General features: G+C 68.2%; 19 protein-coding genes and 1 riboswitch. Of the genes, 11 read left to right on the forward strand and 8 right to left on the reverse strand.

Features of this window, described 5'->3' with window-relative positions; genetic code table 11:
- Positions 1 to 5: 5 nt before the first annotated feature.
- From ACFWP0_RS19240 to ACFWP0_RS19260, 5 genes are all read left to right on the forward strand, one after another.
- The gene (locus ACFWP0_RS19240) at positions 6 to 707 is read left to right on the forward strand and encodes a response regulator (RefSeq protein ID WP_054457345.1); all 702 of its coding nucleotides are present in this window, start codon (positions 6 to 8) and stop codon (positions 705 to 707) included.
- A complete protein-coding gene (locus tag ACFWP0_RS19245; protein WP_377844697.1) occupies positions 707 to 2,302 on the forward strand; it encodes a sensor histidine kinase in 1,596 nt (531 codons plus the stop codon). Before ACFWP0_RS19240 ends, ACFWP0_RS19245 begins: the two co-directional genes overlap by 1 nt.
- A gap of 72 nt (positions 2,303 to 2,374) precedes the next feature.
- Complete coding sequence (ruvB, locus tag ACFWP0_RS19250) at positions 2,375 to 3,448, forward strand: Holliday junction branch migration DNA helicase RuvB (RefSeq protein ID WP_377844699.1); 1,074 nt, start codon at positions 2,375 to 2,377, stop codon at positions 3,446 to 3,448.
- A gap of 118 nt (positions 3,449 to 3,566) precedes the next feature.
- A complete protein-coding gene (locus tag ACFWP0_RS19255) occupies positions 3,567 to 4,532 on the forward strand; it encodes a threo-3-hydroxy-L-aspartate ammonia-lyase (RefSeq protein ID WP_377844701.1) in 966 nt (321 codons plus the stop codon).
- A 104-nt stretch (positions 4,533 to 4,636) separates the two neighbouring features.
- Complete coding sequence (locus ACFWP0_RS19260; RefSeq protein ID WP_377844702.1) at positions 4,637 to 5,566, forward strand: complex I NDUFA9 subunit family protein; 930 nt, start codon at positions 4,637 to 4,639, stop codon at positions 5,564 to 5,566.
- On the opposite strand, the gene ruvA is transcribed toward ACFWP0_RS19260, so the two are convergent.
- The 6 genes from ruvA to ACFWP0_RS19290 all read right to left on the reverse strand — a co-directional run bounded on the left by ruvA (position 5,547) and on the right by ACFWP0_RS19290 (position 11,069).
- On the reverse strand, positions 5,547 to 6,119 hold the full coding sequence (gene ruvA, locus ACFWP0_RS19265) for a Holliday junction branch migration protein RuvA (RefSeq protein ID WP_377844704.1): 573 nt from the start codon (positions 6,117 to 6,119) through the stop codon (positions 5,547 to 5,549). The genes ACFWP0_RS19260 and ruvA overlap by 20 nt on opposite strands.
- 122 nt (positions 6,120 to 6,241) lie before the next feature.
- Complete coding sequence (ruvC, locus tag ACFWP0_RS19270; protein WP_377844706.1) at positions 6,242 to 6,790, reverse strand: crossover junction endodeoxyribonuclease RuvC; 549 nt, start codon at positions 6,788 to 6,790, stop codon at positions 6,242 to 6,244.
- Positions 6,790 to 8,379 carry a bifunctional phosphoribosylaminoimidazolecarboxamide formyltransferase/IMP cyclohydrolase gene (gene purH / locus ACFWP0_RS19275; RefSeq protein WP_377844708.1) on the reverse strand — a complete coding sequence of 530 codons (1,590 nt, stop codon included), beginning with the start codon at positions 8,377 to 8,379 and terminating at the stop codon, positions 6,790 to 6,792. Before purH ends, ruvC begins: the two co-directional genes overlap by 1 nt.
- Positions 8,380 to 8,481: 102 nt before the next feature.
- Positions 8,482 to 8,721, reverse strand: a complete 240-nt coding sequence (locus tag ACFWP0_RS19280; RefSeq protein WP_006217670.1) for a helix-turn-helix domain-containing protein — start codon at positions 8,719 to 8,721, stop codon at positions 8,482 to 8,484.
- A 36-nt stretch (positions 8,722 to 8,757) separates the two neighbouring features.
- Positions 8,758 to 9,783 carry a tRNA dihydrouridine synthase DusB gene (gene dusB / locus ACFWP0_RS19285; protein ID WP_377844939.1) on the reverse strand — a complete coding sequence of 342 codons (1,026 nt, stop codon included), beginning with the start codon at positions 9,781 to 9,783 and terminating at the stop codon, positions 8,758 to 8,760.
- A gap of 116 nt (positions 9,784 to 9,899) precedes the next feature.
- Positions 9,900 to 11,069 carry a UbiH/UbiF/VisC/COQ6 family ubiquinone biosynthesis hydroxylase gene (locus tag ACFWP0_RS19290; RefSeq protein ID WP_377844709.1) on the reverse strand — a complete coding sequence of 390 codons (1,170 nt, stop codon included), beginning with the start codon at positions 11,067 to 11,069 and terminating at the stop codon, positions 9,900 to 9,902.
- 79 nt (positions 11,070 to 11,148) lie between these two features.
- Here ACFWP0_RS19290 and ACFWP0_RS19295 point away from each other — a divergent pair, with 79 nt between their 5' ends.
- Positions 11,149 to 11,613: a hypothetical protein gene (locus ACFWP0_RS19295; RefSeq protein WP_377844711.1), complete on the forward strand. Its 465-nt coding sequence runs from the start codon at positions 11,149 to 11,151 to the stop codon at positions 11,611 to 11,613.
- Positions 11,614 to 11,632: 19 nt separating this feature from the next.
- Here the strand turns inward: ACFWP0_RS19295 and ACFWP0_RS19300 are convergent, their stop codons facing one another.
- Positions 11,633 to 12,976, reverse strand: coding sequence for an aminopeptidase P N-terminal domain-containing protein (locus ACFWP0_RS19300; protein WP_377844713.1), 1,344 nt, complete (start codon positions 12,974 to 12,976; stop codon positions 11,633 to 11,635).
- Between the two features lie 142 nt (positions 12,977 to 13,118).
- A riboswitch (yybP-ykoY riboswitch) is annotated at positions 13,119 to 13,353 on the forward strand.
- Between the two features lie 2 nt (positions 13,354 to 13,355).
- Between ACFWP0_RS19300 and ACFWP0_RS19305 the strand changes: the two genes are divergently transcribed.
- From ACFWP0_RS19305 to ACFWP0_RS19325, 5 genes are all read left to right on the forward strand, one after another.
- A complete protein-coding gene (locus tag ACFWP0_RS19305) occupies positions 13,356 to 14,360 on the forward strand; it encodes a sodium:calcium antiporter (protein ID WP_377844715.1) in 1,005 nt (334 codons plus the stop codon).
- A 440-nt stretch (positions 14,361 to 14,800) separates the two neighbouring features.
- Positions 14,801 to 15,133 (forward strand): hypothetical protein, encoded by a 333-nt coding sequence (locus tag ACFWP0_RS19310; protein ID WP_377844717.1) that lies wholly within the window; start codon positions 14,801 to 14,803, stop codon positions 15,131 to 15,133.
- A gap of 426 nt (positions 15,134 to 15,559) precedes the next feature.
- The gene (gene mgtA / locus ACFWP0_RS19315; RefSeq protein WP_377844719.1) at positions 15,560 to 18,358 is read left to right on the forward strand and encodes a magnesium-translocating P-type ATPase; all 2,799 of its coding nucleotides are present in this window, start codon (positions 15,560 to 15,562) and stop codon (positions 18,356 to 18,358) included.
- Positions 18,359 to 18,409: 51 nt separating this feature from the next.
- A complete protein-coding gene (locus ACFWP0_RS19320; RefSeq protein WP_377844721.1) occupies positions 18,410 to 19,513 on the forward strand; it encodes a porin in 1,104 nt (367 codons plus the stop codon).
- A 99-nt stretch (positions 19,514 to 19,612) separates the two neighbouring features.
- The gene (locus ACFWP0_RS19325) at positions 19,613 to 20,485 is read left to right on the forward strand and encodes a cytochrome c oxidase assembly protein (RefSeq protein WP_377844941.1); all 873 of its coding nucleotides are present in this window, start codon (positions 19,613 to 19,615) and stop codon (positions 20,483 to 20,485) included.
- Between the two features lie 43 nt (positions 20,486 to 20,528).
- On the opposite strand, the gene galU is transcribed toward ACFWP0_RS19325, so the two are convergent.
- A complete protein-coding gene (gene galU, locus ACFWP0_RS19330) occupies positions 20,529 to 21,380 on the reverse strand; it encodes a UTP--glucose-1-phosphate uridylyltransferase GalU (RefSeq protein WP_377844723.1) in 852 nt (283 codons plus the stop codon).
- Positions 21,381 to 21,400: the final 20 nt, after the last annotated feature.

Raw genomic sequence — 21,400 nt, forward strand, 5'->3', positions numbered from 1 at the left:
CGTCCATGGACAATCCCCACACCAAGCTGCTGGTCGTCGACGACGACCCGGCCTTGCGCCAGTTGCTGGCCGACTACCTGAACCGGCACGGCTACGACACCCTGTTGGCGCCGGACGCGACCGACCTGTCGTCGCGCATCACCCGCTACGCGCCCGATCTGCTCGTGCTGGACCGCATGCTCCCCGGCGGCGACGGCGCCGACGCCTGCCGCCGCCTGCGCGAGCAGGGCGAGGACATCCCCGTCATACTGCTGACCGCGCGCGACGAAGCCGTGGACCGCATCATCGGCCTGGAGGCCGGCGCGGACGACTACGTCGGCAAACCCTTTGACCCGCGCGAGCTGCTGGCCCGCATCGAGGCCGTGCTGCGCCGCAAGCGCGGTCCGTCCGCGCTGACCAAGGACGCCCCGGTGTCCTTCGGGCCCTTCGTGTTCGATCCCTCCACGCGCCAGCTCTCGCGCGAAGGCACGGTCGTCAAGCTGACCGGCGGCGAGATCAATCTGCTCGAAGCCCTGGTGCGCAACGCGGGCAAGCCGCTGTCGCGCGAGCGCCTGCTGGCGCTGGCCCGCGACGACGACGCCGGCGAACGCAATGACCGCGCCATCGACATCGCGATCCTGCGCCTGCGCCGCGTGATCGAAGACGATCCAAAGCAGCCGCGCTGGATCCAGACCGTCTGGGGCATCGGCTACCGGTTTTCCCCCTGATGCGTTTTTCCCCCCGCTTTCTGGTGCCGCGTTCCCTGCGGGCGCGACTGATCCTGCTGATTCTGGGCTCGGTCCTGCTGACGCAGGCGGCCACCCTGGTGACGGTGTCGTACTTCCGGCACAAGTTCATGGAAGACGTGGCCATCGGCTACATCGTCACCACCATCCGCACCCTGCGCGCCGCCGTGTCCCAGGTGCCGGCCGAGGACCGCGCCGATTTCGTGCGCGCCGCGTCCCAGAACCAGTGGCGGCTGTGGTCGCGCGTGCTGCCGGCCGAAGCCAAGCTCCAGCGCTTCAACGGGCGCCGCCCGCCGCCTGCGCCCCGGGCCGCCCCGCGTCCGCCTCCCCGTCCGCAGCCGTCCGCCATGGACTCGCAGATGCATGGCCCGCCGCCGCCTCCACCGCCCGAGGTGCGCGACGAGCGCGACGGCGACGGCGATGGCGAGCATGGCGAGGAACGCACGCAAGCGCAGCGCGACGCCGACCGCGCCCGCGAGCGCGACGAATACGAGCGCCGCCACAAAGCCGAGCCGGACGACATCCGCCGCGATCTGCGCGTGCTGGTGCAGCAGCTCAACGAACGCCTGAACGACGGCACGCGGGTGGCGCTGTCGCGCGGACCCACGCCGGAGATCTTCATTTCGCTGGCGCCCAATCCCGCCACCGAGGACGCGCCGCGCCTGCGCGAATGGCTGGTCATCCCGCTGGACCGCCTGGACCCGCCCGTGGCCACGCCGTTCATCGCCGCCTGGCTGGGCGGCCTGGGCCTGCTGCTGTTGCTGGCGGTGGGCTTCTCCTGGCACATCACGCGCCCGATCACGCGGCTGGCCGATGCCGCGGACCAGCTCGCCGCCGGGCAGCCGCAGCGGGTCGAGCCCTCGGGCCCGCACGAAACCCGGGTGCTGGGCGAACGCTTCAACGCCATGCTGGACGCGCTGGCCGAGTCCGATTCGGTGCGCCGCACCCTGTTGTCCGGCCTGCCGCATGACCTCAAGGGTCCCTTGTCGCGCATGTGGCTGCGCATCGAGATGGCGGACGACTCCAAGCTGAAAGAGGGCTTGCGCACCGATTTGCAGGACATGCAGCACATGGTCGACCAGTTCATCGGCTTTGTCCGCGGCACGGACCCTGCCGCCTACCGCTATGCCCCCATCGTCCTGTCCGATTGGCTGGCCGAGCGGGTGGGCGCCTGGCAGGGCGCGGGCACGGAAATCGGCCTGGACACCGGCGATGACGCCTCGGCGCTGATGGTGCAGGCGGACGCCGTGGCGCTGGGCCGCCTGCTGGATAACCTGATCGGCAACGCGCTGAATCACGGCGCGCCGCCGGTGGAGGTCGCGCTGCGCCGGGAAGACGGCGAGGCGGTGCTGGATGTGGCCGACCATGGCCCCGGCATCGTGCCGGAACGCCGCCAGGAGGCCCTGCGCCCGTTCAGCCGCCTGGACGACGCGCGCACGCGCACCGGCAGCGTGGGGCTGGGCCTGGCGCTGGCCGAGGCCATCGCGCGCGCGCACGGCGGATCCCTGGAATTGCGCCAGGCGCAATCCGGCGGCTTGTGCGTGCGGGTCAGGCTGCCCCTGTCCCAGGCCGCATGAGGGCGGGCCGCCCCTGGGCGGCCCGCGCTACGGTACGATGCATCCTGCTTCGTCCTTTGTCGTTTCCGCACCATGGCCATCCAGTCCGATTCGCTTTCCTCCCGTCCCGACGCTCCCCGTATCGTGGCGCCGCAGCCGGTGTCGCCCAACGAGGAGTCGATCGAACGCGCCCTGCGGCCCAAGGCGCTGGACGAATACGTCGGACAGCACCGCGCCCGCGAACAGCTCGAAATCTTCATCGCCGCGGCGCGAAACCGCGGCGAGGCCCTGGACCACGTCCTGCTGTTCGGCCCGCCGGGCCTGGGCAAGACTACGCTGGCCCACATCATTGCGCATGAAATGGGCGTGCAGCTGCGCCAGACCTCCGGCCCCGTGCTGGAACGTCCGGGCGACCTGGCCGCGCTCCTGACCAACCTGGAAAAGAACGACGTTCTCTTCATCGACGAAATCCACCGCCTGTCGCCCGTGGTCGAGGAAATCCTCTACCCGGCGCTGGAGGACTTCCAGATCGACATCCTGATCGGCGAAGGCCCGGCCGCGCGCAGCGTGAAGCTGGACCTGCAGCCGTTCACCCTGGTGGGCGCCACCACGCGCGCCGGCATGCTGACCAATCCGCTGCGCGACCGCTTCGGCATCGTCTCGCGGCTTGAGTTCTACAACGCCGCCGACCTCGGCCATATCGTGACGCGCAGCGCGGGCCTGCTGCACGCCGCCATCACGCCGGACGGCGCCGCCGAAGTGGCGCGCCGCGCCCGCGGCACCCCGCGCATCGCCAACCGTCTGCTGCGCCGCGTGCGCGACTATGCCGAGGTCAAGGCCAGCGGCACGATAGACGCCGAGGTCGCGGGCCGCGCGCTGGCCATGCTCGAGGTCGACCCGCAGGGGCTGGACCTGATGGACCGCAAGCTGCTCGAAGCCATCATCCATAAGTTCGATGGCGGTCCGGTCGGCGTGGACAGCCTGGCCGCGGCCATCGGCGAAGAACGCGACACGATCGAAGACGTGATCGAGCCCTACCTGATCCAGCACGGCTATCTGCAGCGCACCCCGCGGGGGCGCACCGCCACGCTGACCACCTGGCGCCACCTGGGCCTGACCCCGCCCGCCGGCGCGGCCGGCGGCAGCGCCGACCTCTTCGGCAAGTAGGCGGGCCGCCTGCGCCGCGCGCTTCGCCCGTCGTGCATCCGGGCGGCGCGCAAACCGCGCGGACGGGTTTATGATCCGAGGGTTTCGACTCCCCCCCGCGATCAAAGGACCGAATTCCATGCAGCCCGAATTGCCCACCTATGACGATGTCGTGCGCGCCAGCGAGCGCCTGGCCGGCAACGCACACCGCACGCCCGTCCTGACCTCGGCCACCGCCGACGCCATCGCCGGCGCGTCGCTCTTCTTCAAGTGCGAGAACTTCCAGCGCATGGGCGCCTTCAAGTTCCGGGGCGGGTACAACGCCATCGCGCGCCTCGCGCCCGAACAGCGGGCCGCCGGCGTGGTGACGTTCTCGTCGGGCAACCACGCGCAGGCCATTGCGCTGGCCTCCAGGCTGCAAGGCGTGCAGGCCACCATCATCATGCCGCTGGACGCGCCCGCGGCCAAGCGCGCGGCCACCGAAGGCTACGGCGGCAAGATCGTCACTTACGACCGCTATACCGAGGACCGCGAGGAAATCGCCCGCCGCATTCAGGCGGAAACCGGCGCCACGCTGATCCCGCCCTACGACCACGAGGACGTGATCACCGGGCAGGGCACCGCGGCCAAGGAACTGTTCGAGGAAGTGGGCGAGCTGGATTACCTGTTTGTGTGCCTGGGCGGCGGCGGCCTGCTGTCGGGCTCGGCCCTGTCCGCGTTCGCGCTGAGCCCGCGCTGCCTGGTGTACGGCGTGGAGCCGGAGGCGGGCAACGACGGCCAGCAGTCCCTGCGCAAGGGTGAAATAGTCCGGATTCCAGCGCCCAAGACCCTGGCCGACGGCGCCGCCACGACGCACCTGGGCAACCTGACATTCCCCCTTATTCAGAAGTACGTCCGCGACATCGTCACGGTGACGGATGAGCAGCTCGTCGCCACCATGAAATTCTTCGCCGAGCGCATGAAGATGGTCGTGGAGCCCACGGGCTGCCTGGGCGCCGCCGCCGTCATGCAGAACGTGGTGCCGGTGCGCGGCGCCCGGGTCGGCGTCATCATCAGCGGCGGCAACGTCGACCTTCCGGCCTACGCCCGGCTGCTCGCGGCCTGAGGCGGATACGGCGGCCCGCCCGCCGGGCCGCCGATGCGTGCTTGCGGTTGTCGATCTTGCAGGGCAGAATCAGAATTCGATCCTGACCAACAGGAGGATGCATCATGCGTATCCTTGTCATCGGCGGCACGGGCTTTATCGGTCGTCACCTGGTAGCGCGGCTTTGCAGGGACCAGCATGAGCTCATCGTGCCTACGCGTCTTTTTGCGCGCGGGCGCGACCTGCAAATCCTGCCTACCGTCACCCTGCTCCAAAGCGACATCCATGACGATGCCGCGCTGGACAGCCTGGTGCAGGGGTGCGACGCGGTCATCAATCTCGTGGGAATCCTGCACGGCAACACGGGCCGGCCCTATGGCTCGGACTTTGCGCGGGCCCATGTGCACCTGCCGCAGCGCATCGCGCAGGCTTGCCTGCGCCACGGCGTGCACCGTCTGCTGCACGTCAGCGCGCTGGGCGCCGACTCAAGCGGCGAAAGCATGTACCAGCGCTCCAAAGGGGATGGCGAGGCCGCCATCAAGCAGGCGTTCCTGGAGCGGCAGGAGGGCGGCTGGACGATCTTCCGTCCCTCGGTCCTGTTCGGGCCGGACGACAATTTCACCAATATGTTCGCCAAGCTGGCGCGCTGGCTGCCCGTGCTGCCGCTGGCCGGCGCGCATGTGCGCATGCAGCCGGTCTATGTGGGGGACGTGGTGACCGCCATGGCGTCCGCGCTGGCCGATACGCATACCTGCGGCAAGACGTACGAACTGGGCGGGCCCCAGATCTACACGCTGGGCGAGATCGCGCGGCTTTGCGCCGCCTGGAGCGGCCATCCCCGGCCGGTGGTCAGCGTGCCGATGGGCGTGGGCCGCATGCAGGCCAGGCTGTTCGAATGCATGCCCGGCACGCCCCTGATGTCGCGGGACAACCTGGATTCCCTGCGCCGCGACAATATCTGCTCCGGGCCGATCGCGCCGGAACTGCATGTGGTGCCGACCGGCCTGGAAGCCGTGGCGCCCCGCTACCTGAGCCCTAGCGCACCAGTGCCTTGAGCGCCTGCTTGATGCCGTCGGATACCCCCACGCCTTCGGGCAGCGTCTTCAGCGCCGACAGCGATTCCTTCTCGGAGTAGCCCAGCGCCAGCAGCGCGTTCAGGATGTCGGACTGGTTGTCGGGGGTGATGTGCGACGAGGCGCCGATGTCGGCGCCCAGCTTGCCGCGCATTTCCAGCAGCAGGCGCTCGGCGGTCTTTTTGCCGATGCCGGGCACGCGGGTCAGGCGGCCCGATTCCTGCAAGGTGATGGCCTGGGCCAGGTCCGCCACCGACAGGCCCGACAGCACCGACAGCGCGGTGCGCGCGCCGATGCCGCTGACCTTGATCAGCTCGCGGAACGCACTGCGTTCGCTGGCGGACGCGAAGCCATACAGGATGTGGGCGTCTTCGCGCACCGTCAGGTGCGTGTAGAGCGTGACGCGGGCGCCGGTTTCCGGCAGCGAATACAGCGTGCTCATGGGCACGTCGATGTCATACCCCAGACCGCCGACATCCACGCAGATCGTGGGCGGCAGTTTTTCGATCAGGGTTCCGGTGATGCGTCCGATCATGGTGATGAAGGCCTGGCAATGGTGGCGCCGCTAAACACGCGGCGAATGCGGGGATTCTATACGCGCGGACGCGCGATCGGGCCGAACCGGGGGCGCGGCGCGCAAAAGCAGGGGAAAAGGAGTCAGCCGATCAGGCGGCCGTTGCGGATGCGGGTCTTGCCGCCCATGCGCAAAGAGGTGCCCAGGCGCTCCAGCTTGTCCTGCAAGGGGCCCACGTGGGCGTGGCAGATCGCGCAGGCCAGCGCGTCGGCGGAGTCGGGCGCGGGCGTGCCGTCCAGCGCCAGCAGGTGCTGCACCATCATCTGCACCTGTTCCTTGGCGGCGCGTCCGGTGCCCACCACGGCTTTCTTGATCTGCAGCGCGGTGTATTCATGCACCGTCAGCGAACTGTCGGCCAGCGCGCAGAGCGCGGCGCCGCGCGCCTGGCCCAGGAGCAGGGTGGACGCGGGATTGGCGTTCAGGAAGACGATTTCCAGCGCGGCCACGTCGGGTTGCGTGTCGCGCGCCACCTGGCGCAGATTGTCCAGAATGACTTTCAGGCGTTCGGACAGCGTCAGCGCCGGCGGGACCACGATGGTCCCGCTGGCCACGTAGCGCAACCGCGAGCCGTCGGCATCGATCACACCGAAGCCGGTGCGGCGCAAGCCGGGATCGATGCCGAGGACGCGCATCAGTGGCGGAAGTGGCGGGTGCCGGTCAGCACCATGGCGATGCCGTGCTCGTCGGCCGCGGCGATCACTTCGTCGTCGCGCATGCTGCCGCCAGGCTGGATCACGCAGGTCGCGCCAGCCGCCACCACCACGTCCAGGCCGTCGCGGAACGGGAAGAACGCGTCCGACGCCACGGCCGAACCCTGCAGGGTCAGGCCGGCGTTTTCCGCCTTGATGGAGGCGATGCGGGCCGAGTCGATGCGGCTCATCTGGCCGGCGCCCACGCCCAGGGTCATGCCGCCGCCCACGAACACGATGGCGTTGGACTTGACGTACTTGGCGACCTTCCAGGCGAACGACAGGTCGTTCATTTCCTGTTCGGTGGGCTGGCGCTTGCTGACCACCTTCAGGGCATCGCGCGGCACGTTATAGGCGTCCGGGGTTTGCACCAGCCAGCCGCCGCCCACGCGCTTGATGTCGAAGGCGTTCTGGCCCGTGCCCATCGGCACTTCCAGCACGCGCACGTTTTTCTTCGCGGCCAGGATGGCCAGCGCGGCGCCGTCATAGGCGGGAGCCAGCAGCACTTCCAGGAACTGCGCGCTGACGGCTTCGGCCGTGGCGGCGTCCACCGGACGGTTGAAGGCGATGATGCCGCCGAAGGCCGACGTGGGGTCGGTCTTGAAGGCCTGCTGGTACGCGCCCAGCGTGTCCGCCGCCACGGCCACGCCGCAGGGGTTGGCGTGCTTGACGATGACGCAGGCGGGCGCTTCGAAGCTGCGCGCGCATTCCCACGCGGCATCCGCGTCGGCGATGTTGTTGTAGGACAGTTCCTTGCCCTGCAGCTGGCGGTAGTTGCCCAGCAGGCCGGCCTGGCGCTGCGCGTCCACGTAGAAGGCGGCGCTCTGGTGGGGGTTTTCGCCGTAGCGCAGCGCCTGCTCCTGCTTGACCTGCAGCGTCAGCGTGCCGGGCCATTCGTTGCGGGCCGGCACGGCTTCCTGCTTGGGCTCGGCGTCGACCAGGCTGGTCAGGTAGGCGGCGATGGCGCCGTCGTAGGCGGCCGTGTGGGCGTAGACCTTGGACGCCAGCGCCAGGCGCAGGCCGTAGGAGGTGCTGCCGCCCTTGTCCATTTCCGCCAGGACGCGCGAGTAGTCGACCGGATCGATCACGACCGTGACGCCGCCGGCCTCGGTGCCGTGGTTCTTGGCCGCGGCGCGCAGCATGGCCGGGCCGCCGATGTCGATGTTCTCTACCGCGTCGGCGAACGTGCAGTCCGGCTTGGCGACGGTTTCACGGAACGGATACAGGTTGACGACCAGCATGTCGATGCGATCGATACCGGCTGCCTTGATGGTGTCCATGTGCTCGGCGCTGTCGCGGCGGGCCAGCAGGCCGCCGTGGATCTTCGGGTGCAGCGTCTTGACGCGGCCGTCGAGGATCTCGGGCGAACCCGTGTGGGCGGCCACTTCGGTCACGGTCAGGCCGGAGTCGGCCAGCAGCTTGGCGGTGCCGCCGGTCGACAGCAGGCGCACGCCGCGCGCGGCCAGGGCGCGGGCAAATTCAACGATGCCGGTCTTGTCGGACACCGAAAGCAGGGCGGTTTCGATTTTCATGATGAGGGACGGGAGTGGGGCGGGGACGCCTTTCTCGTTCTGGTCGGGATGGGAAATCTGAAAGGGGCGGGCGGCGCGATTCCGCCGCCCGCGCGGGGAAAGCTATACCTGGATATTGTGCGCCAGCAACTTCTTGCGCAGGGTGTTGCGGGTGATGCCCAGCATTTCGGACGCCCGGGACTGGTTGCCGCCCGACCGCTCCAGCGCTACTTCAAGCACCGGGCGCTCCACGCAGCGCATCACCATGTCCCACATATCGTGGGGCTCGGATTCACCCAAGTCTTCGAAATAGCGCTCCAGGCTGGCTCGCACGCATTCTTCCAGGACATCTTTCTTGCTCATTTGAGTACAGATATTTTTATGTTGGTGTTGAGGCGGTTATGCCGCCAGCAGGGCTTCTGCGACCGGCGCCGGGTTGGGACTGCCGTCGCGCGAGATGATGTCGAACCAATCCGACACCGCCCGCCACTGGTCGCGGGTATTGTCGATCAGGTTCATGCGGGCGCAGAACGAATCCGCGCCCGGCAGGCCGTCCAGATACCACCCTATGTGCTTGCGCGCCGTGCGTACGCCGGTGTGTTCGCCATAGAACCGGTAATGGTCGTCGAGATGTTCGAGCAGCAGCTCGCGCATTTCCCCATAAGAGGGAGGGGCCAGTGTTTCGCCCGTGCGCAGGTAGTGGTCGATTTCGCGGAAAATCCAGGGACGGCCTTGAGCCGCCCGGCCAATCATGACCGCGTCGGCGCCAGTGTAATCCAGGACGTGCTTGGCTTTTGCGGGCGAGTCGATATCCCCGTTGGCAATCACGGGGATGGTCAGCTCGGCCTTGACGGCGCGGATAGTGTCATATTCCGCCTCGCCCGTATAGAGGTCGGCCCGCGTGCGGCCGTGCAGGGTCAGGGCGGAAATGCCGGCGTTTTCGGCCAGTTTCGCCACGCGCAGGGCATTGCGGCTGTCGCGGTCCCAGCCGGTGCGGGTCTTCAGGGTGACCGGCACGTCCAGGGGCGCGCAGGCGGCCACCACGGCGTCCAGGATGCGCGCGATCAGGTCTTCATGGCGCAGCAGCGCCGACCCGGAGGCCACATTGCACACCTTCTTGACCGGGCAGCCCATGTTGATGTCGATGATCCGGGCGCCCTTGCCGGCGTTGAAGGCCGCGGCCTCGGCCATCATGGCGGGGTCGGCCCCGGCGATCTGGACCGAAATCGGGGCAATCTCGCCGTCGTGGTTCAGGCGGCGCGAGGTCTTGACGCTATCCCAGAGCTTGGGGTTGCTGGCGGCCATTTCGGACACGGCATAGCCCGCCCCCAACTTCTTGCAAAGTTGTCGGAACGGACGGTCGGTCACGCCCGCCATGGGCGCGACGAGAACGTTGTTGGGAAGGGTCCACTGGCCTATGCGCATGGTCACATTTTAACCGGCTCGATCAGACCCCCATTTTCGGCCCGCGACGGCCTGGTAACAAACGGGGGCGAAAAGAGGCGATTCCGGCCACATTTCAGGGCCGGAACCGGAGGGAATCAGGCGCGAAAGCCCTGCAGCAGATGCTGGGCCAGCGGGGCGCGCAGCGGGGACGCCAGATCCATCCCCAATAAAGCCAGCCCGCAGGCATGTTCCACCGGCGCCAGGCCGGTCGAGAAGACGCGCGGCATCAGGTCGGTGAGGCCCGCGGTAATGAATCGGTCGACATGGCGCGCCTGGGCGAATTCGGCCAGGGCGGCGCCGGGGTTGGAGGCGGGCCGGGCAAGCCAGCCGGCCAGCGTCTGGGCCAGGCGGGCGGCGTCGCGCAAGCCCAGGTTCAGGCCCTGGCCAGCCACGGGGTGCAGGGTCTGCGCGGCGTTGCCGATGGCCGCCACGCGGCCATGCACCTGCGCCCGGCGCGCGGCCAGCGCCAGTGGAAAGACGTGGCGGGGAGCCTGGCTGGACAGCCGGCCCAGGCGTTCGCCAAAGGCCTCGGACAGCGCCCGAGAAAAAGCGGCGTTGTCCAGCGCGGCCAGTTCGGCGGCGCGGTCCGGCGCGCTGCACCAGACGACGGAATAGGCGTCCGGCGTCTGCGGGTGCGGCAGCAGCGCCAGCGGCCCTTCGGAGGTGAATCGTTCCCAGGCCCAGCCGCGGCGGGGCAGCGTGGCGTGCGCCGTGGTCAGCACGGCATGCTGGTCGTAGTCGCGGCGCACGTCGGCGGCGCCCGCGCCGTCGGACTGCACCGCCACCTGGCACAGCAGCGCCGCGTCGCCCTGCTGGATGCGAACGCCTTCGGCGTCCTGGCGGCCGATCAGGGCGGGCGGGCCGGACAGCACGGTGACGCCGCAGGCGGTCACGCATTCGTCCAGCTTGGCGTGCAGCCCCGAGTAGGCGACCACGCTGCCCAGCTGCGGCACGCCGAAATCGGTGTTCTGGATCAGGGTGCGGCCCAGCCGGCCCCGCTGCGACACATGGATATTGCGGATGTCGGCCGAGCGCTCGGGCCAGGCATGCAGCGACTCCAGCAGCACGCGGCTGCCGTGGTTCATGGCCAGCACGCGGGGATCCGCGGCGGGCACGGCCGCGGCCGGGGTGGCCGGGACGGGCGCGCTGCCCGCGAGCAGGGCGATGCGCGCCGGGTCCGGCGCCACGCGCGCCAGCATCAGGGCCAGTACGCGGCCCACGGGGCCGGCGCCAAGAATCGCAACGTCGAAGGCAGAGGAAGTCATGCCCGGATTTTAACCGTCCACTACAATCCCGGGCAGCCGGCGCGGCTTGGCGCGACGGTCCCTTTCCCGGTTGATTGACATGACGCAGGCTCAGGCTTCCTCTTCGCTGTCCGCCGTTCCCGCCCGCAGCCCGCGCGGCAAGGTCGCGGTGGGGCTTTTGGCCTGCCTGTTCGGCGCCGTGGGCGCGCACTGGTGGTATCTGGGCCGCCGCCACGCCTGGCTGGTGACGGCGCTGGCCCTGGCGAGCCTGTTCTGCGCGTTCCGCTTCTACCCTGTCTGGTACGACAACCCCGCCTTCTTCCTGCTTTTCATTCCCATGATCGACGGGTTCATCGAAAGCGCGGTGTTCTCGCTGATGCCCGACGAGAAATTCGACCGGCTCTACAACGCCGGCCTGGGCCGGCCGTCGTCCACGGGCTGGGGGCCGGTGCTGGTCGCCATCCTGGCCTGCCTGGTCGGCGCCATCGTCACCATGTTCGCCATCGCCATGGTGGTGGTCTACGTCTGGGTGGCCATGGGCTGGCTGGACGGCTACGTCCTCTAGGCCGGCCGGGGCCCCGGGCCTATTCCCGCATCAGCGCTTCGATCTCGCCGGCCTGCACCGGCACGCCGCGCGTGATGAGTTCGCATCCCTCGTCGGTGACGAGTGCATCGTCCTCGGTGCGGATGCCGATATTCCAGTAGGCCTCGGGCACGTCGTCGGCGGGGCGCACGTAGATGCCGGGCTCGATGGTCAGCATCATCCCCTTTTCCAGCTTGCGCCAGGGGCGCTCGGCCCCCTGGGCCGGGCCGGGCTGGCGGTAGTCGCCCACGTCATGCACGTCCAGCCCTAGCCAGTGGCCGGTCCGGTGCATGTAGAAGCGGCTGTAGTCGCCGGATTCCAGCACGCCGTCCAGGGATCCTTTCAACAGTTTCAGGTCCAGCATGCCTTGCGCCAGGACGCGCAGGGCGGCCTGGTGGGCATCGTTGAACCCGCGGCCGGGGGCGGTGGCCTGGGCCGCGGCCTCCTGCGCCGCCACGGTCAGGTCGTACAGCGCGCGCTGGGGGCCGCTGTAGCGCCCGTTCACCGGAAAGGTCCGCGTGATGTCGCTGGCGTAGCTGTCCACTTCGCAGCCCGCGTCGATCAAAACCAGGTCGCCGTCGCGCAGCACGGATTCTCCGGCCGGGTAATGCAGCACGCAGGCGTTCGCGCCCGCGGCCACGATGCTGTTGTAGGCCACCGACTGCGCGCCGTGGCGGCGGAACTCATAGAGCAGTTCGGCCTCGATCTCGTATTCGCGCATGCCCGCGCGGGCAACGCGCATGGCGCGGACATGCGCGCCGGCGGAGATCTTCGCCGCGCGCCGCATCGCCGCGATTTCAGTGGGGTCCTTGATCAGCCGCATGCCGGCCAGCAGCGGGCGGATGTCCTGCTGCCGGGCGGGCGGAGCGTGGCCGCCGCGGCCCGCCTCGCGCGCCGCGGCCAGCCAGCGATGCAGGCGTCCGTCCGTGCGCTTGTCGCCAGCCATCGGCGCGTACAGCGTGGCGTGGTCCAGCATGAGCGTGGGCACCAGTTCGTCCAGCGCATCGATCGGGTGGGCGTCGTCGAAGCCGAAATAAGCGGCGGCGGCCTCGGGGCCGAATCGCTTGCCCTCCCATATTTCGTGTTCCACATGGCGCGGCCTGCAGAACAGCACGGCGCGGTCGGACGCGCCGGCGATCAGCACCAGCCAGGCGCCCGGCTCGGTGAAGCCGGTCAGGTAGAAGAAATCGCTGTCGTGCCGATAGGGGTACTCCGCGTCGCGGTTGCGGACGGCCTCCGGCGCGGTCGCCAGGATGGCGATGCCGCCGCCGTCGGCGCGCATGCGCTCGAACAGACGCTGGCGCCGTGCGGCGAAGGGAGCGATATCGTCGGGAGGCAGGCTCATGGCGGGCCGGGGCGCAAGCCCCGCAAGGGCGGTAGATGGCGTTTACTTTACCCGCCATCCCGCAAATGCAACACCCCGCGGACGTTTCCACGGCGCCGGTTCGGGATTCGCTCGACGGCCGCGCATCCGCTGCTACAATCGCCGCTCTGTCATTGGGGAGTAGCCATCCTTTGTCCCCAAAGGAGTTAGCGTCAACAGACTTGGTGGTTCGGGGCCGCGTAGCGGTTGCCAGAACTCCATGGCGCTAACGGTTTCCATGCGCGCGGCACGCCCGCCGCATGGATCAGCCAGGCGAGACCTTTGGCCGCGTAGCGTTCACCCTAGCCGGGCGAGCCGCTGCGTCGCGCCAATTGGTTTCTGCTCGTCCGGCTGCGTCTATATGTTGCTCACCCTGTTCCTGTTTTTCCTGTCCGCGGCAGTGATCTACGTCGCCTGCGAGTTCTTCGTCAACGGCGTTGAATGGGTCGGACACCGGTTCCACCTGGGCGCCACCGCCACCGGCACCGTCTTGGCCGCGTTCGGCACCGCCTTGCCGGAAAGCGCGGTCACCTTCATGGCGGTCGTCTTCGGCGACACTCCCGAGCAGAAAGACATCGGCGTCGGCGCGGCCATGGGCGGCCCGCTGGTGCTGGCGACACTGGCCTACGCCGTGGTCGGCCTGGCGCTGTGGCGCGCCCGTCGAGGCCGTCCGACGCAAGCCGGCTGTATCAACGCGGACCAGCGCCGGCTGGCCCGCGACCAGGCCTGGTTCATGGGCATCTTCATCTTCAAGGTGGGCCTGGGGCTGCTGGCCTTCGCCTGGAAGCCCTGGCTGGGCATCCTGTTCCTGGCCACCTATGGCCTATACGTCAAGCGCGAACTCAGCAGCGACGAGGAAAGGGTCGACTGCGAGGACCTGGAGCCGCTCAAGCTGCGCCCCCGCGATGAAAACCCGACCATGTTCTGGGCGGCCGCGCAGACGATCATGGCGCTGGTGGTGATCGCCGGGGCTTCGCATGTATTCGTGAACCAGATCGAGCTGCTGGGCGTGGCCATGGGCGCGTCGCCGCACGTGGCCGCCTTGCTGCTGGCCCCCGTGGCGACCGAGCTGCCCGAAATCATGAATGCGCTGATCTGGGTGCGCCAGGGCAAGGAACGCCTGGCGCTGGCCAATATCTCGGGCGCCATGATGATCCAGGCCACCATCCCCAGCGCGCTGGGCATTTTCATGACGCCGTGGCTGCTGGACGCGCCCTTGCTGGCGGCGGGCCTGTTCACGATGCTGTCCATCGGCCTGCTGTGGCTGCGCTTCCGGCGCGCGGCCATGAGCGTGCCGGCGCTGTCGGCGGTCGGCGGCCTGTATGCCGTGTTCGCGGGCTATCTGGGCTGGCACTTCTACGCCTGACGCCGATTGCGGCGCGAGCCCGCACGGGGCTTGCGCCGCTGTTGCCGTCTTGCCGCGCCTTAAAAGCGCATAAACCTTGTCCATCAGTAGAAACCCGCGTAAAATCGTTCTGTTATCCATCCCAGGAGCAGTCTTCGTGAATACCGATTCCGGCGAAAGTTGTCGATCTTGCATCGACGTCGCTGTCTGACAGGAAACACGCAGAACTCCATCTGCCGCATCCTGTCATTCAGGTTGCGGCGTATCCCAAGCTCCAGGCTCGCGCCCGGGCAATAGCGCAGGCCTTCAGCCTGCCGGGACCCTCCCCAACGTAAACCGCCAGAACCGCCGCTAGTCGCAGCGCCAGCGTTCGTGCACGTTTGCCGTGCACGCCGTCCAGGCGCGGCGCGGGTGCGCATGTGTTCGCGATCACGCTCCCCATTCTTGCAATGGAGGTCGTTATGCGTTTCTTCGACTTGTTCCTACGCCGCGCTGGCGTGGACCGCGCCACCGCCCTGGGCCGCCGCCGCGGCACATCGCGCCTGACGGTCATCTGTCCGCGCGACGAGCTGGGCGCCTTGCGCAAGCAGATCTGCCTGGACTTCAGCGCCGCCGGCCTGGATGTCTCGCAAGTGCAGATCGATCAGGGTCAAGACCCGGATCTGGCGTCGGCTTGCATCACCGTCAATTGCCCCCCGGAATTGCGGGCGGAACTGATGTCGCAAGCGCGCCGCCTGAGCGCCAACCCCGCTGTGCGCCACGTGCATTTCGGCGCGCAAGCCGCGATGGCCTGAAGCCCGCCATCCGAATCCACAGGAGAGATCATGCCTAGTGCCTTAGACCCCGAGCCTCGATTGCGCCCAGTGCGCGGCGCCGGCATGCCTGTCTGACCTGTCCTCTCACTGCGAGCCGACCGGCCGGATAGCCATCCCGGTCCGTACGGAGTCCGCAGCCCAGAATCCCCGGCCTTGCCCGCACCCTGTGCGACGCCTGCCCCGGTTCCGATTCCCCCGCTAGCTCCCCTTCCGTTTTCCGCACCCCGGCGCGCCATCGACGCGATCCGGACACCGGCAACATTGCTCCGGCGCCTGCGCACGCCTGTACGCGGCGGATTGACGGCTTTCTTCCCGAAAGCCGCGGCCCGCTGCTGCCCGCGCGCAGCCGCCGCGGGCGGGGTCGTCCGTGTCTCCAACAACAACTCCAATAACCGGAGCACTCCGATGTTTACGTTCCTGAAATCCTTTTTCTCGTCCGCCGCGGGCCTGCGGCGGACTGGCCGCCACTTCCGCCGCGCCCCCATTCTTGAGCAGGGCGGCGAAGCCGCGGCGGTGTCCTCCGAGGCCTCGCGCCGCGCCAACCGGCGCATGCTGGAAACGTCGAGCCTGGGCTTTGACTCTTTGTTCATGCTGTTCGGCAGCGGCCGGGGTGGCCTGTCCGAAGCGCAGGCGCAGGCCGCGCGCGACCGCCACGGCGCCAATGAAGTCGATCACGAAAAGCCGCTGTCCTGGCATGCCCACCTGTGGCTGTCCTACCGCAATCCGTTCAATCTGCTGCTGACCGCGCTGGCGGTGCTGTCCTGGCTGACCGATGTGCGGATGGCGGCCTCCGAGGAGCAATCCTGGACGGCGGTCGTGATCATCGGCTCGATGGTCGTGATTTCCACCGTGCTGCGCTTCGTGCAGGAACGGCGGTCGAACCGCGCCGCCGAGGCGCTCAAGGCGATGGTGCAGAACACCGCCACCGTGCTGCGCAGCGATGCCGGGGCGCCGGCCGAGGGCGGCGCCCGGCGCTTTTTCGGCGCCGCGCTGCACGCCACGGGCTCCCATCAGCGCGAGGTGCCCCTGGCCGAGCTGGTGCCCGGCGACGTCGTGTTGCTTTCCGCGGGCGACATGGTCCCGGCCGACTGCCGCATCCTGAGCGCCAAGGACCTGTTCGTCGCGCAAGCCGCGCTGACCGGCGAGTCCCTGCCCGTCGAGAAGCACATGGCCCAGCGCGTGGAAACCGGCAATTCGCTGGAACTGGAGAACATGGCGTTCATGGGGACCAATGTGGTCAGCGGCTCCGGCAGCGCGCTGGTCGTCGCCACCGGCTCGAATACGTACTTCGGCCAGCTGGCGGGCCGCGTCACGCAGGCCTCCCGCGCTCCGACGCAATTCCAGCAGGGCATCAACCGCGTGAGCTGGATCCTGATCCGCTTCATGCTGGTCATGGCGCCGGTCGTCATGCTGATCAACGGCTTCACGAAAGGCGACTGGCTGGAAGCGCTGCTGTTCGCGCTGGCCATCGCGGTGGGGCTGACGCCTGAAATGCTGCCCATGATCGTCACGGCCACGCTGGCCAAGGGCGCCTTGCGCATGTCGCGGCGCAAAGTCGTCGTCAAGCGCCTGGACGCCATCCAGAACCTGGGGGCGATGAACGTGCTGTGCACGGACAAGACCGGCACGCTGACGCAGGACCGCATCGTGCTGGAACGCCATACCGACGTCTATGGCGCCAGCAGCGACGACGTGCTGGCCTATGCCTATCTGAACAGCTACTACCAGACGGGGCTCAAGAACCTGCTGGACGTGGCGGTGCTGCAGCACGCCGAGGTGGAGCGCCGGCTGAATCTGGCCGCCCGCTATCGCAAGGTCGACGAGATCCCCTTCGATTTCTCGCGTCGCCGCATGTCCGTCGTGGTCAACGAGACCGAGAACGGCCGCGACCACCACGAATTGATCTGCAAGGGCGCGCTGGAGGAAATGCTGTCGGCCTGCACGCGCCTGCGCGTGGGCAGCGAGGTGCATCTGCTGACAGACGCCCGCCGCGCCGATATCCGCCGCGTGACGGCGGAGCTGAACCGCGACGGGCTGCGCGTCATTGCGGTGGGCGTCAAGGAGATGCCGCCGACGCAGCAGGCGTACGGCGTGGCGGATGAATCCGATCTGGTGCTGGTGGGATACATGGCGTTCCTGGATCCGCCCAAGGAGTCCACGGGCCCCGCGCTGGCGGCGCTCAAGGCCTCGGGCATCGAGGTCAAGGTGCTGACGGGCGACGTCGAGCTGGTGACGCAGAAGGTCTGCCGGGAAGTGGGCTTCGAGGTCCGCAAGGTCTTTCTGGGCGCCGAGATCGAGCAGATGGACGACGCGCAGCTGGCGCTTGCCGTGCGCGAAGCCAATGTGTTCGCCCGCCTGACCCCCGCCCACAAGGAGCGCATCGTGCGCAGCCTGCGGGCCCAGGGCGACACCGTGGGGTTCATGGGCGACGGCATCAATGACGCGCCCGCGCTGCGGGCCGCCGACGTGGGCATCTCGGTGGATTCGGCCGTGGATATCTCGAAGGAAGCCGCCGACATCATCCTGCTGGAGAAGAGCCTGATGGTGCTGGAAGATGGCGTGATCGAAGGCCGCAAGACCTTCTGCAACATGCTCAAGTACCTGAAGATGACGGCCAGCTCGAACTTCGGCAATGTTTTCTCGGTGCTCGTGGCCAGCGCTTTCCTGCCGTTCCTGCCGATGCTGCCCATCCATCTGCTGCTGCAGAACCTGATGTACGACATCTCCCAGACGGCGATCCCGTTCGACAATGTCGACGAGGAATTGCTGAAGCAGCCCCAGCAATGGGACCCGGACGGACTCGGCCGCTTCATGGTCTTCTTCGGCCCCATCAGCTCCATCTTCGACATCGCCACCTATGCCCTGATGTGGTACGTGTTCCAGGCAAACGCCCCCGAGCACCAGACGCTGTTCCAGTCGGGCTGGTTTGTCGAGGGCCTGTTGTCGCAGACGCTGATCGTGCATATGATCCGTACGCGCCGGATTCCCTTCCTGCAAAGCCGCGCCTCCTGGCCCTTGATGGGGATGACGCTGATGGTCGTGACGCTGGGCCTGCTGCTGCCGTTCTCGCCGCTGGCCGAGTACTTCCAGCTGCAGGCGCTGCCCTGGAGCTACTTCCCGTGGCTGGCGGGCATTCTGCTCGGGTACTGCGTCCTGACGCAACTGCTCAAGAGCCTCTGGGTACGCCGCTACGGCTGGCAGTAAGCCGATACGCCGCGCGGCGGGCGTTGTCCGCCGCGCCAGCGGGAGAACATCATGAAAATCGCATTCTGCGCCGCCTTGGCGGCAGGCTGCCTGGTCCCGCCCCAGGGGGCCATGGCCGCCGGCGACAGCCCCGGCCTGCGGCTGTACGGTGTGGTGGACGCCGGCGTGGCTGTCACGCGCGTCTCGGGGGTGGGCAGCCGCGGCGGCCTGCTAGACGGCGGCCTGACGGATTCCCTCTGGGGCCTTCAGGGCGCCGAGGAACTGGCCGGGGGCTGGCGAGCGCGCTTCCAGCTGGAAAGCGGCTTCGACCCGTCCAGCGGCAAGGCGGCCGACGACGACAGCCTGTTCAATTACGGCGCCTGGGTCGGGCTCGTCCATGAACGCTACGGCGACCTGCGGCTGGGCCGCCAGGACACCGTCGGCAAGACCTACGGCAGCGCGCTGGAGATCGCCTCGTGGAAGGACATGGGCATGGGCGCCACCTTCAAGGCGTCGGACAACTATCAGTTCAGCAACCTAGTCAACTACTACTCGGCGGACTGGAACGGGTTCCAGGCGGGCATCGGGTATTCCTTCGACGCCGACGCTCAGGACCGATTCCGCGCCAGCCGGAACAATCGCGCGCTGAGCGCGGGCCTGAAGTACGAGGAGGGCCCTTTGCTGGCGGTGGCCACATGGGACCAGTTGCGCCTGGCCGGGCCGCCTGCGGACAGCAACGGCTGGCCCCAGGCCGTGCAACTGGGCGCCTCCTATGATTTCGAGGTGATCAAGCTGTCGCTGGCGTGGTCGCGGCAGCGCAACGGCTATGTCGGGCTGGACGGCGCGGACCCCGGCAGCCTGGGCCTGGGGCTGGGGCCGGCTCCCTTTGCCCAAGGCGGCGCCATCAACGCCTGGCTGGTGGGCGCCAGCGTGCCGGTGGGACCGGGGACCGTGCTCGCGCAATGGTCGCTGGCCAGGCCGGACTGGCGCTGGAGCGATGGCATGACGGCGCGCAATGCGCAGGTCGCGACCCTGGGCTATACCTATGCCTTGTCCTCGCGCACGACGCTCTACGCCTTTGCCGGCTATGCGTCGAACTACACGCTGGACAAGCAATTCGACCCTGCCAACTCCCACACCACGCGTATCGCGACGGGCGTTTCGCACCACTTCTGAGCGAGGGGGCGCGGCCGGGAGCGCGCATCTTCGGGGTCTACTACAATCGGCGGGGTGCGGCGCATGGCGCCGGCCCCCGTCTTCTGCGTCGTTTCTCGGATGGCCCGCATGGATAGTCTCGAATGGCTCGTACCCTGGGAGTTCTCTCCCACGCTGGTAGCCTCCTTTCTGGTGGCTATCGTGCTGTTCGTGCGCGGCCAGCGCGTTCACCATGTGACGGGCGCGCGCCGCGTCCTGTTCTGGGCGGGGATGGCGCTGCTGTATCTGTCGATGCATACCCGGCTGGACTATTACGCCGAGCGCATGTTCTTCATCCACCGCATCCAGCATCTGGTGCTGCACCACCTGGGGCCGCTGCTGGTCATGGCGGCCTTTCCGGGGCAGGTCATGCGCGCGGGGCTTCCGATGGCCTGGCGCATCCGCCTGCGTGATTTCCTGCGCACCGGGGCCGGCCGCGCGACCGTGGCGGTGCTGACCAACAAGATCTTCGTCCCGGCGCTGTTCGTCTTCCTGGTGCTGGTCTGGCTGATACCGTCGGTGCAGTTCTATTCCATGCTGGACTGGCGGCTGTACCGGCTGATGAACTGGTCGGTGGTGATCAGCGGCTTCATGTACTGGAACCTGATCCTGGACCGCCGTCCCGCGCCGCCCGCGGCCATGACGCCGGGCGGCCGGGTGATTTCCCCCGTCGCGACGATGCTGCCGCAGATGGTGGCGGGCGCCGTCATCGCCTTCACCGAAAGCGACATCTACCCGCTGTTCGAACTGTGCGGCCGCGCGATCGCCATGTCGGCCCAGACCGACCAGACGATAGGCGGGCTGACCATGTGGATACCGGCCGCGCTGGTGGAAGTGATCGGCTTGATGGTGGCCCTGGGGACCTTGATGCGCCTGTCCGCCAAGGGCCGGCTGCGCAAGGTGGACCGCGATGCGCTCGCACGCGCCAAGGCCCGCGCGGCGCTATCGGGCTAGCCTGGATGCGCCCAGGCGCGCGTCGCGCGCCGGACGGGCCGGATCACTCCGGCAGCAGGCCGTGGTATTTCTTGCCCAGCGCCACGGTGGCCTGGAACATGCCCGCCTTGTTGCCGCAGTCATAGCGCGTGCCGTCGAAACGGTGCGCAAACACGGCGCGTTCGCGCATCAGCGACGCAATGCCGTCGGTCAGCTGGATCTCATTGCCGGCGCCCATCTTGGTCGAGCGCAGGTGATCGAAGATCGCGGCTTCCAGCACATAGCGGCCCACGACCGCCAGGGTGGAGGGCGCGGCGTCGGGTTCCGGCTTTTCAACAATATGCGTGACGCGTTCCGTGCGGCCGTCCGCCAGGGCGTCGCCGTGGCGGGTGGCGACGATCCCGTACTTGCGGGTGTCGGCGCGGGGAACATCCTGGACTCCCAGCACGCTGGCGTTTTGCTGGACGGCAATGTCGACCAGCTGCTTCATGGCGGGCGTGTCGGCGTCGATCAGGTCGTCGGCGAGCAGCACGGCGAAGGGTTCGTCGCCCACGGCTGGGGCGGCCGACAGCACGGCGTGGCCCAGCCCCAGCGGGGCGGATTGCCGGATATAGAGGCAATTCACATGCGCGGGTAGAATGCTCCGCACCATGGCCAGGAGCTCGTGCTTGCCTTTGCTTTCCAGGTCCGATTCCAGTTCGGGCGCCGAGTCGAAGTGGTCTTCGATGGCCCGCTTGTTGCGGCCTGTCACAAAAATAAGGTCAGTGATGCCGGCGGCTACCGCCTCTTCCACGGCGTACTGAATGAGCGGCTTGTCGACGACGGGCAGCATTTCCTTTGGCATCGCTTTAGTGGCGGGCAGGAAGCGCGTGCCCATACCGGCGACGGGGAAAACGGCTTTACGGACGGGACGCATTGAGACCTCGTTGGGGTTTC

The sequence above is a fragment of the Achromobacter sp. NPDC058515 genome (assembly GCF_042721735.1).
GTDB lineage: Bacteria > Pseudomonadota > Gammaproteobacteria > Burkholderiales > Burkholderiaceae_B > Achromobacter.

Bases quoted from the DNA above. Each gene is read 5' to 3' on its own strand.
- ACFWP0_RS19240 (WP_054457345.1), top strand. From the start codon at position 6: ATGGACAATCCCCACACCAAGCTGCTGGTCGTCGACGACGACCCGGCC.
- ACFWP0_RS19280 (WP_006217670.1), bottom strand. From the start codon at position 8,721: ATGAGCAAGAAAGATGTCCTGGAAGAATGCGTGCGAGCCAGCCTGGAG.
- ACFWP0_RS19290 (WP_377844709.1), bottom strand. From the start codon at position 11,069: ATGACTTCCTCTGCCTTCGACGTTGCGATTCTTGGCGCCGGCCCCGTG.
- ruvC (WP_377844706.1), bottom strand. From the start codon at position 6,790: ATGCGCGTCCTCGGCATCGATCCCGGCTTGCGCCGCACCGGCTTCGGT.
- dusB (WP_377844939.1), bottom strand. From the start codon at position 9,783: ATGCGCATAGGCCAGTGGACCCTTCCCAACAACGTTCTCGTCGCGCCC.
- galU (WP_377844723.1), bottom strand. From the start codon at position 21,380: ATGCGTCCCGTCCGTAAAGCCGTTTTCCCCGTCGCCGGTATGGGCACG.
- ACFWP0_RS19245 (WP_377844697.1), top strand. From the start codon at position 707: ATGCGTTTTTCCCCCCGCTTTCTGGTGCCGCGTTCCCTGCGGGCGCGA.
- ACFWP0_RS19310 (WP_377844717.1), top strand. From the start codon at position 14,801: ATGCGTTTCTTCGACTTGTTCCTACGCCGCGCTGGCGTGGACCGCGCC.
- ACFWP0_RS19295 (WP_377844711.1), top strand. From the start codon at position 11,149: ATGACGCAGGCTCAGGCTTCCTCTTCGCTGTCCGCCGTTCCCGCCCGC.
- ACFWP0_RS19260 (WP_377844702.1), top strand. From the start codon at position 4,637: ATGCGTATCCTTGTCATCGGCGGCACGGGCTTTATCGGTCGTCACCTG.
- ruvB (WP_377844699.1), top strand. From the start codon at position 2,375: ATGGCCATCCAGTCCGATTCGCTTTCCTCCCGTCCCGACGCTCCCCGT.
- ACFWP0_RS19255 (WP_377844701.1), top strand. From the start codon at position 3,567: ATGCAGCCCGAATTGCCCACCTATGACGATGTCGTGCGCGCCAGCGAG.
- mgtA (WP_377844719.1), top strand. From the start codon at position 15,560: ATGTTTACGTTCCTGAAATCCTTTTTCTCGTCCGCCGCGGGCCTGCGG.
- ACFWP0_RS19320 (WP_377844721.1), top strand. From the start codon at position 18,410: ATGAAAATCGCATTCTGCGCCGCCTTGGCGGCAGGCTGCCTGGTCCCG.
- ACFWP0_RS19305 (WP_377844715.1), top strand. From the start codon at position 13,356: ATGTTGCTCACCCTGTTCCTGTTTTTCCTGTCCGCGGCAGTGATCTAC.
- ACFWP0_RS19300 (WP_377844713.1), bottom strand. From the start codon at position 12,976: ATGAGCCTGCCTCCCGACGATATCGCTCCCTTCGCCGCACGGCGCCAG.
- purH (WP_377844708.1), bottom strand. From the start codon at position 8,379: ATGAAAATCGAAACCGCCCTGCTTTCGGTGTCCGACAAGACCGGCATC.
- ACFWP0_RS19325 (WP_377844941.1), top strand. From the start codon at position 19,613: ATGGCCCGCATGGATAGTCTCGAATGGCTCGTACCCTGGGAGTTCTCT.
- ruvA (WP_377844704.1), bottom strand. From the start codon at position 6,119: ATGATCGGACGCATCACCGGAACCCTGATCGAAAAACTGCCGCCCACG.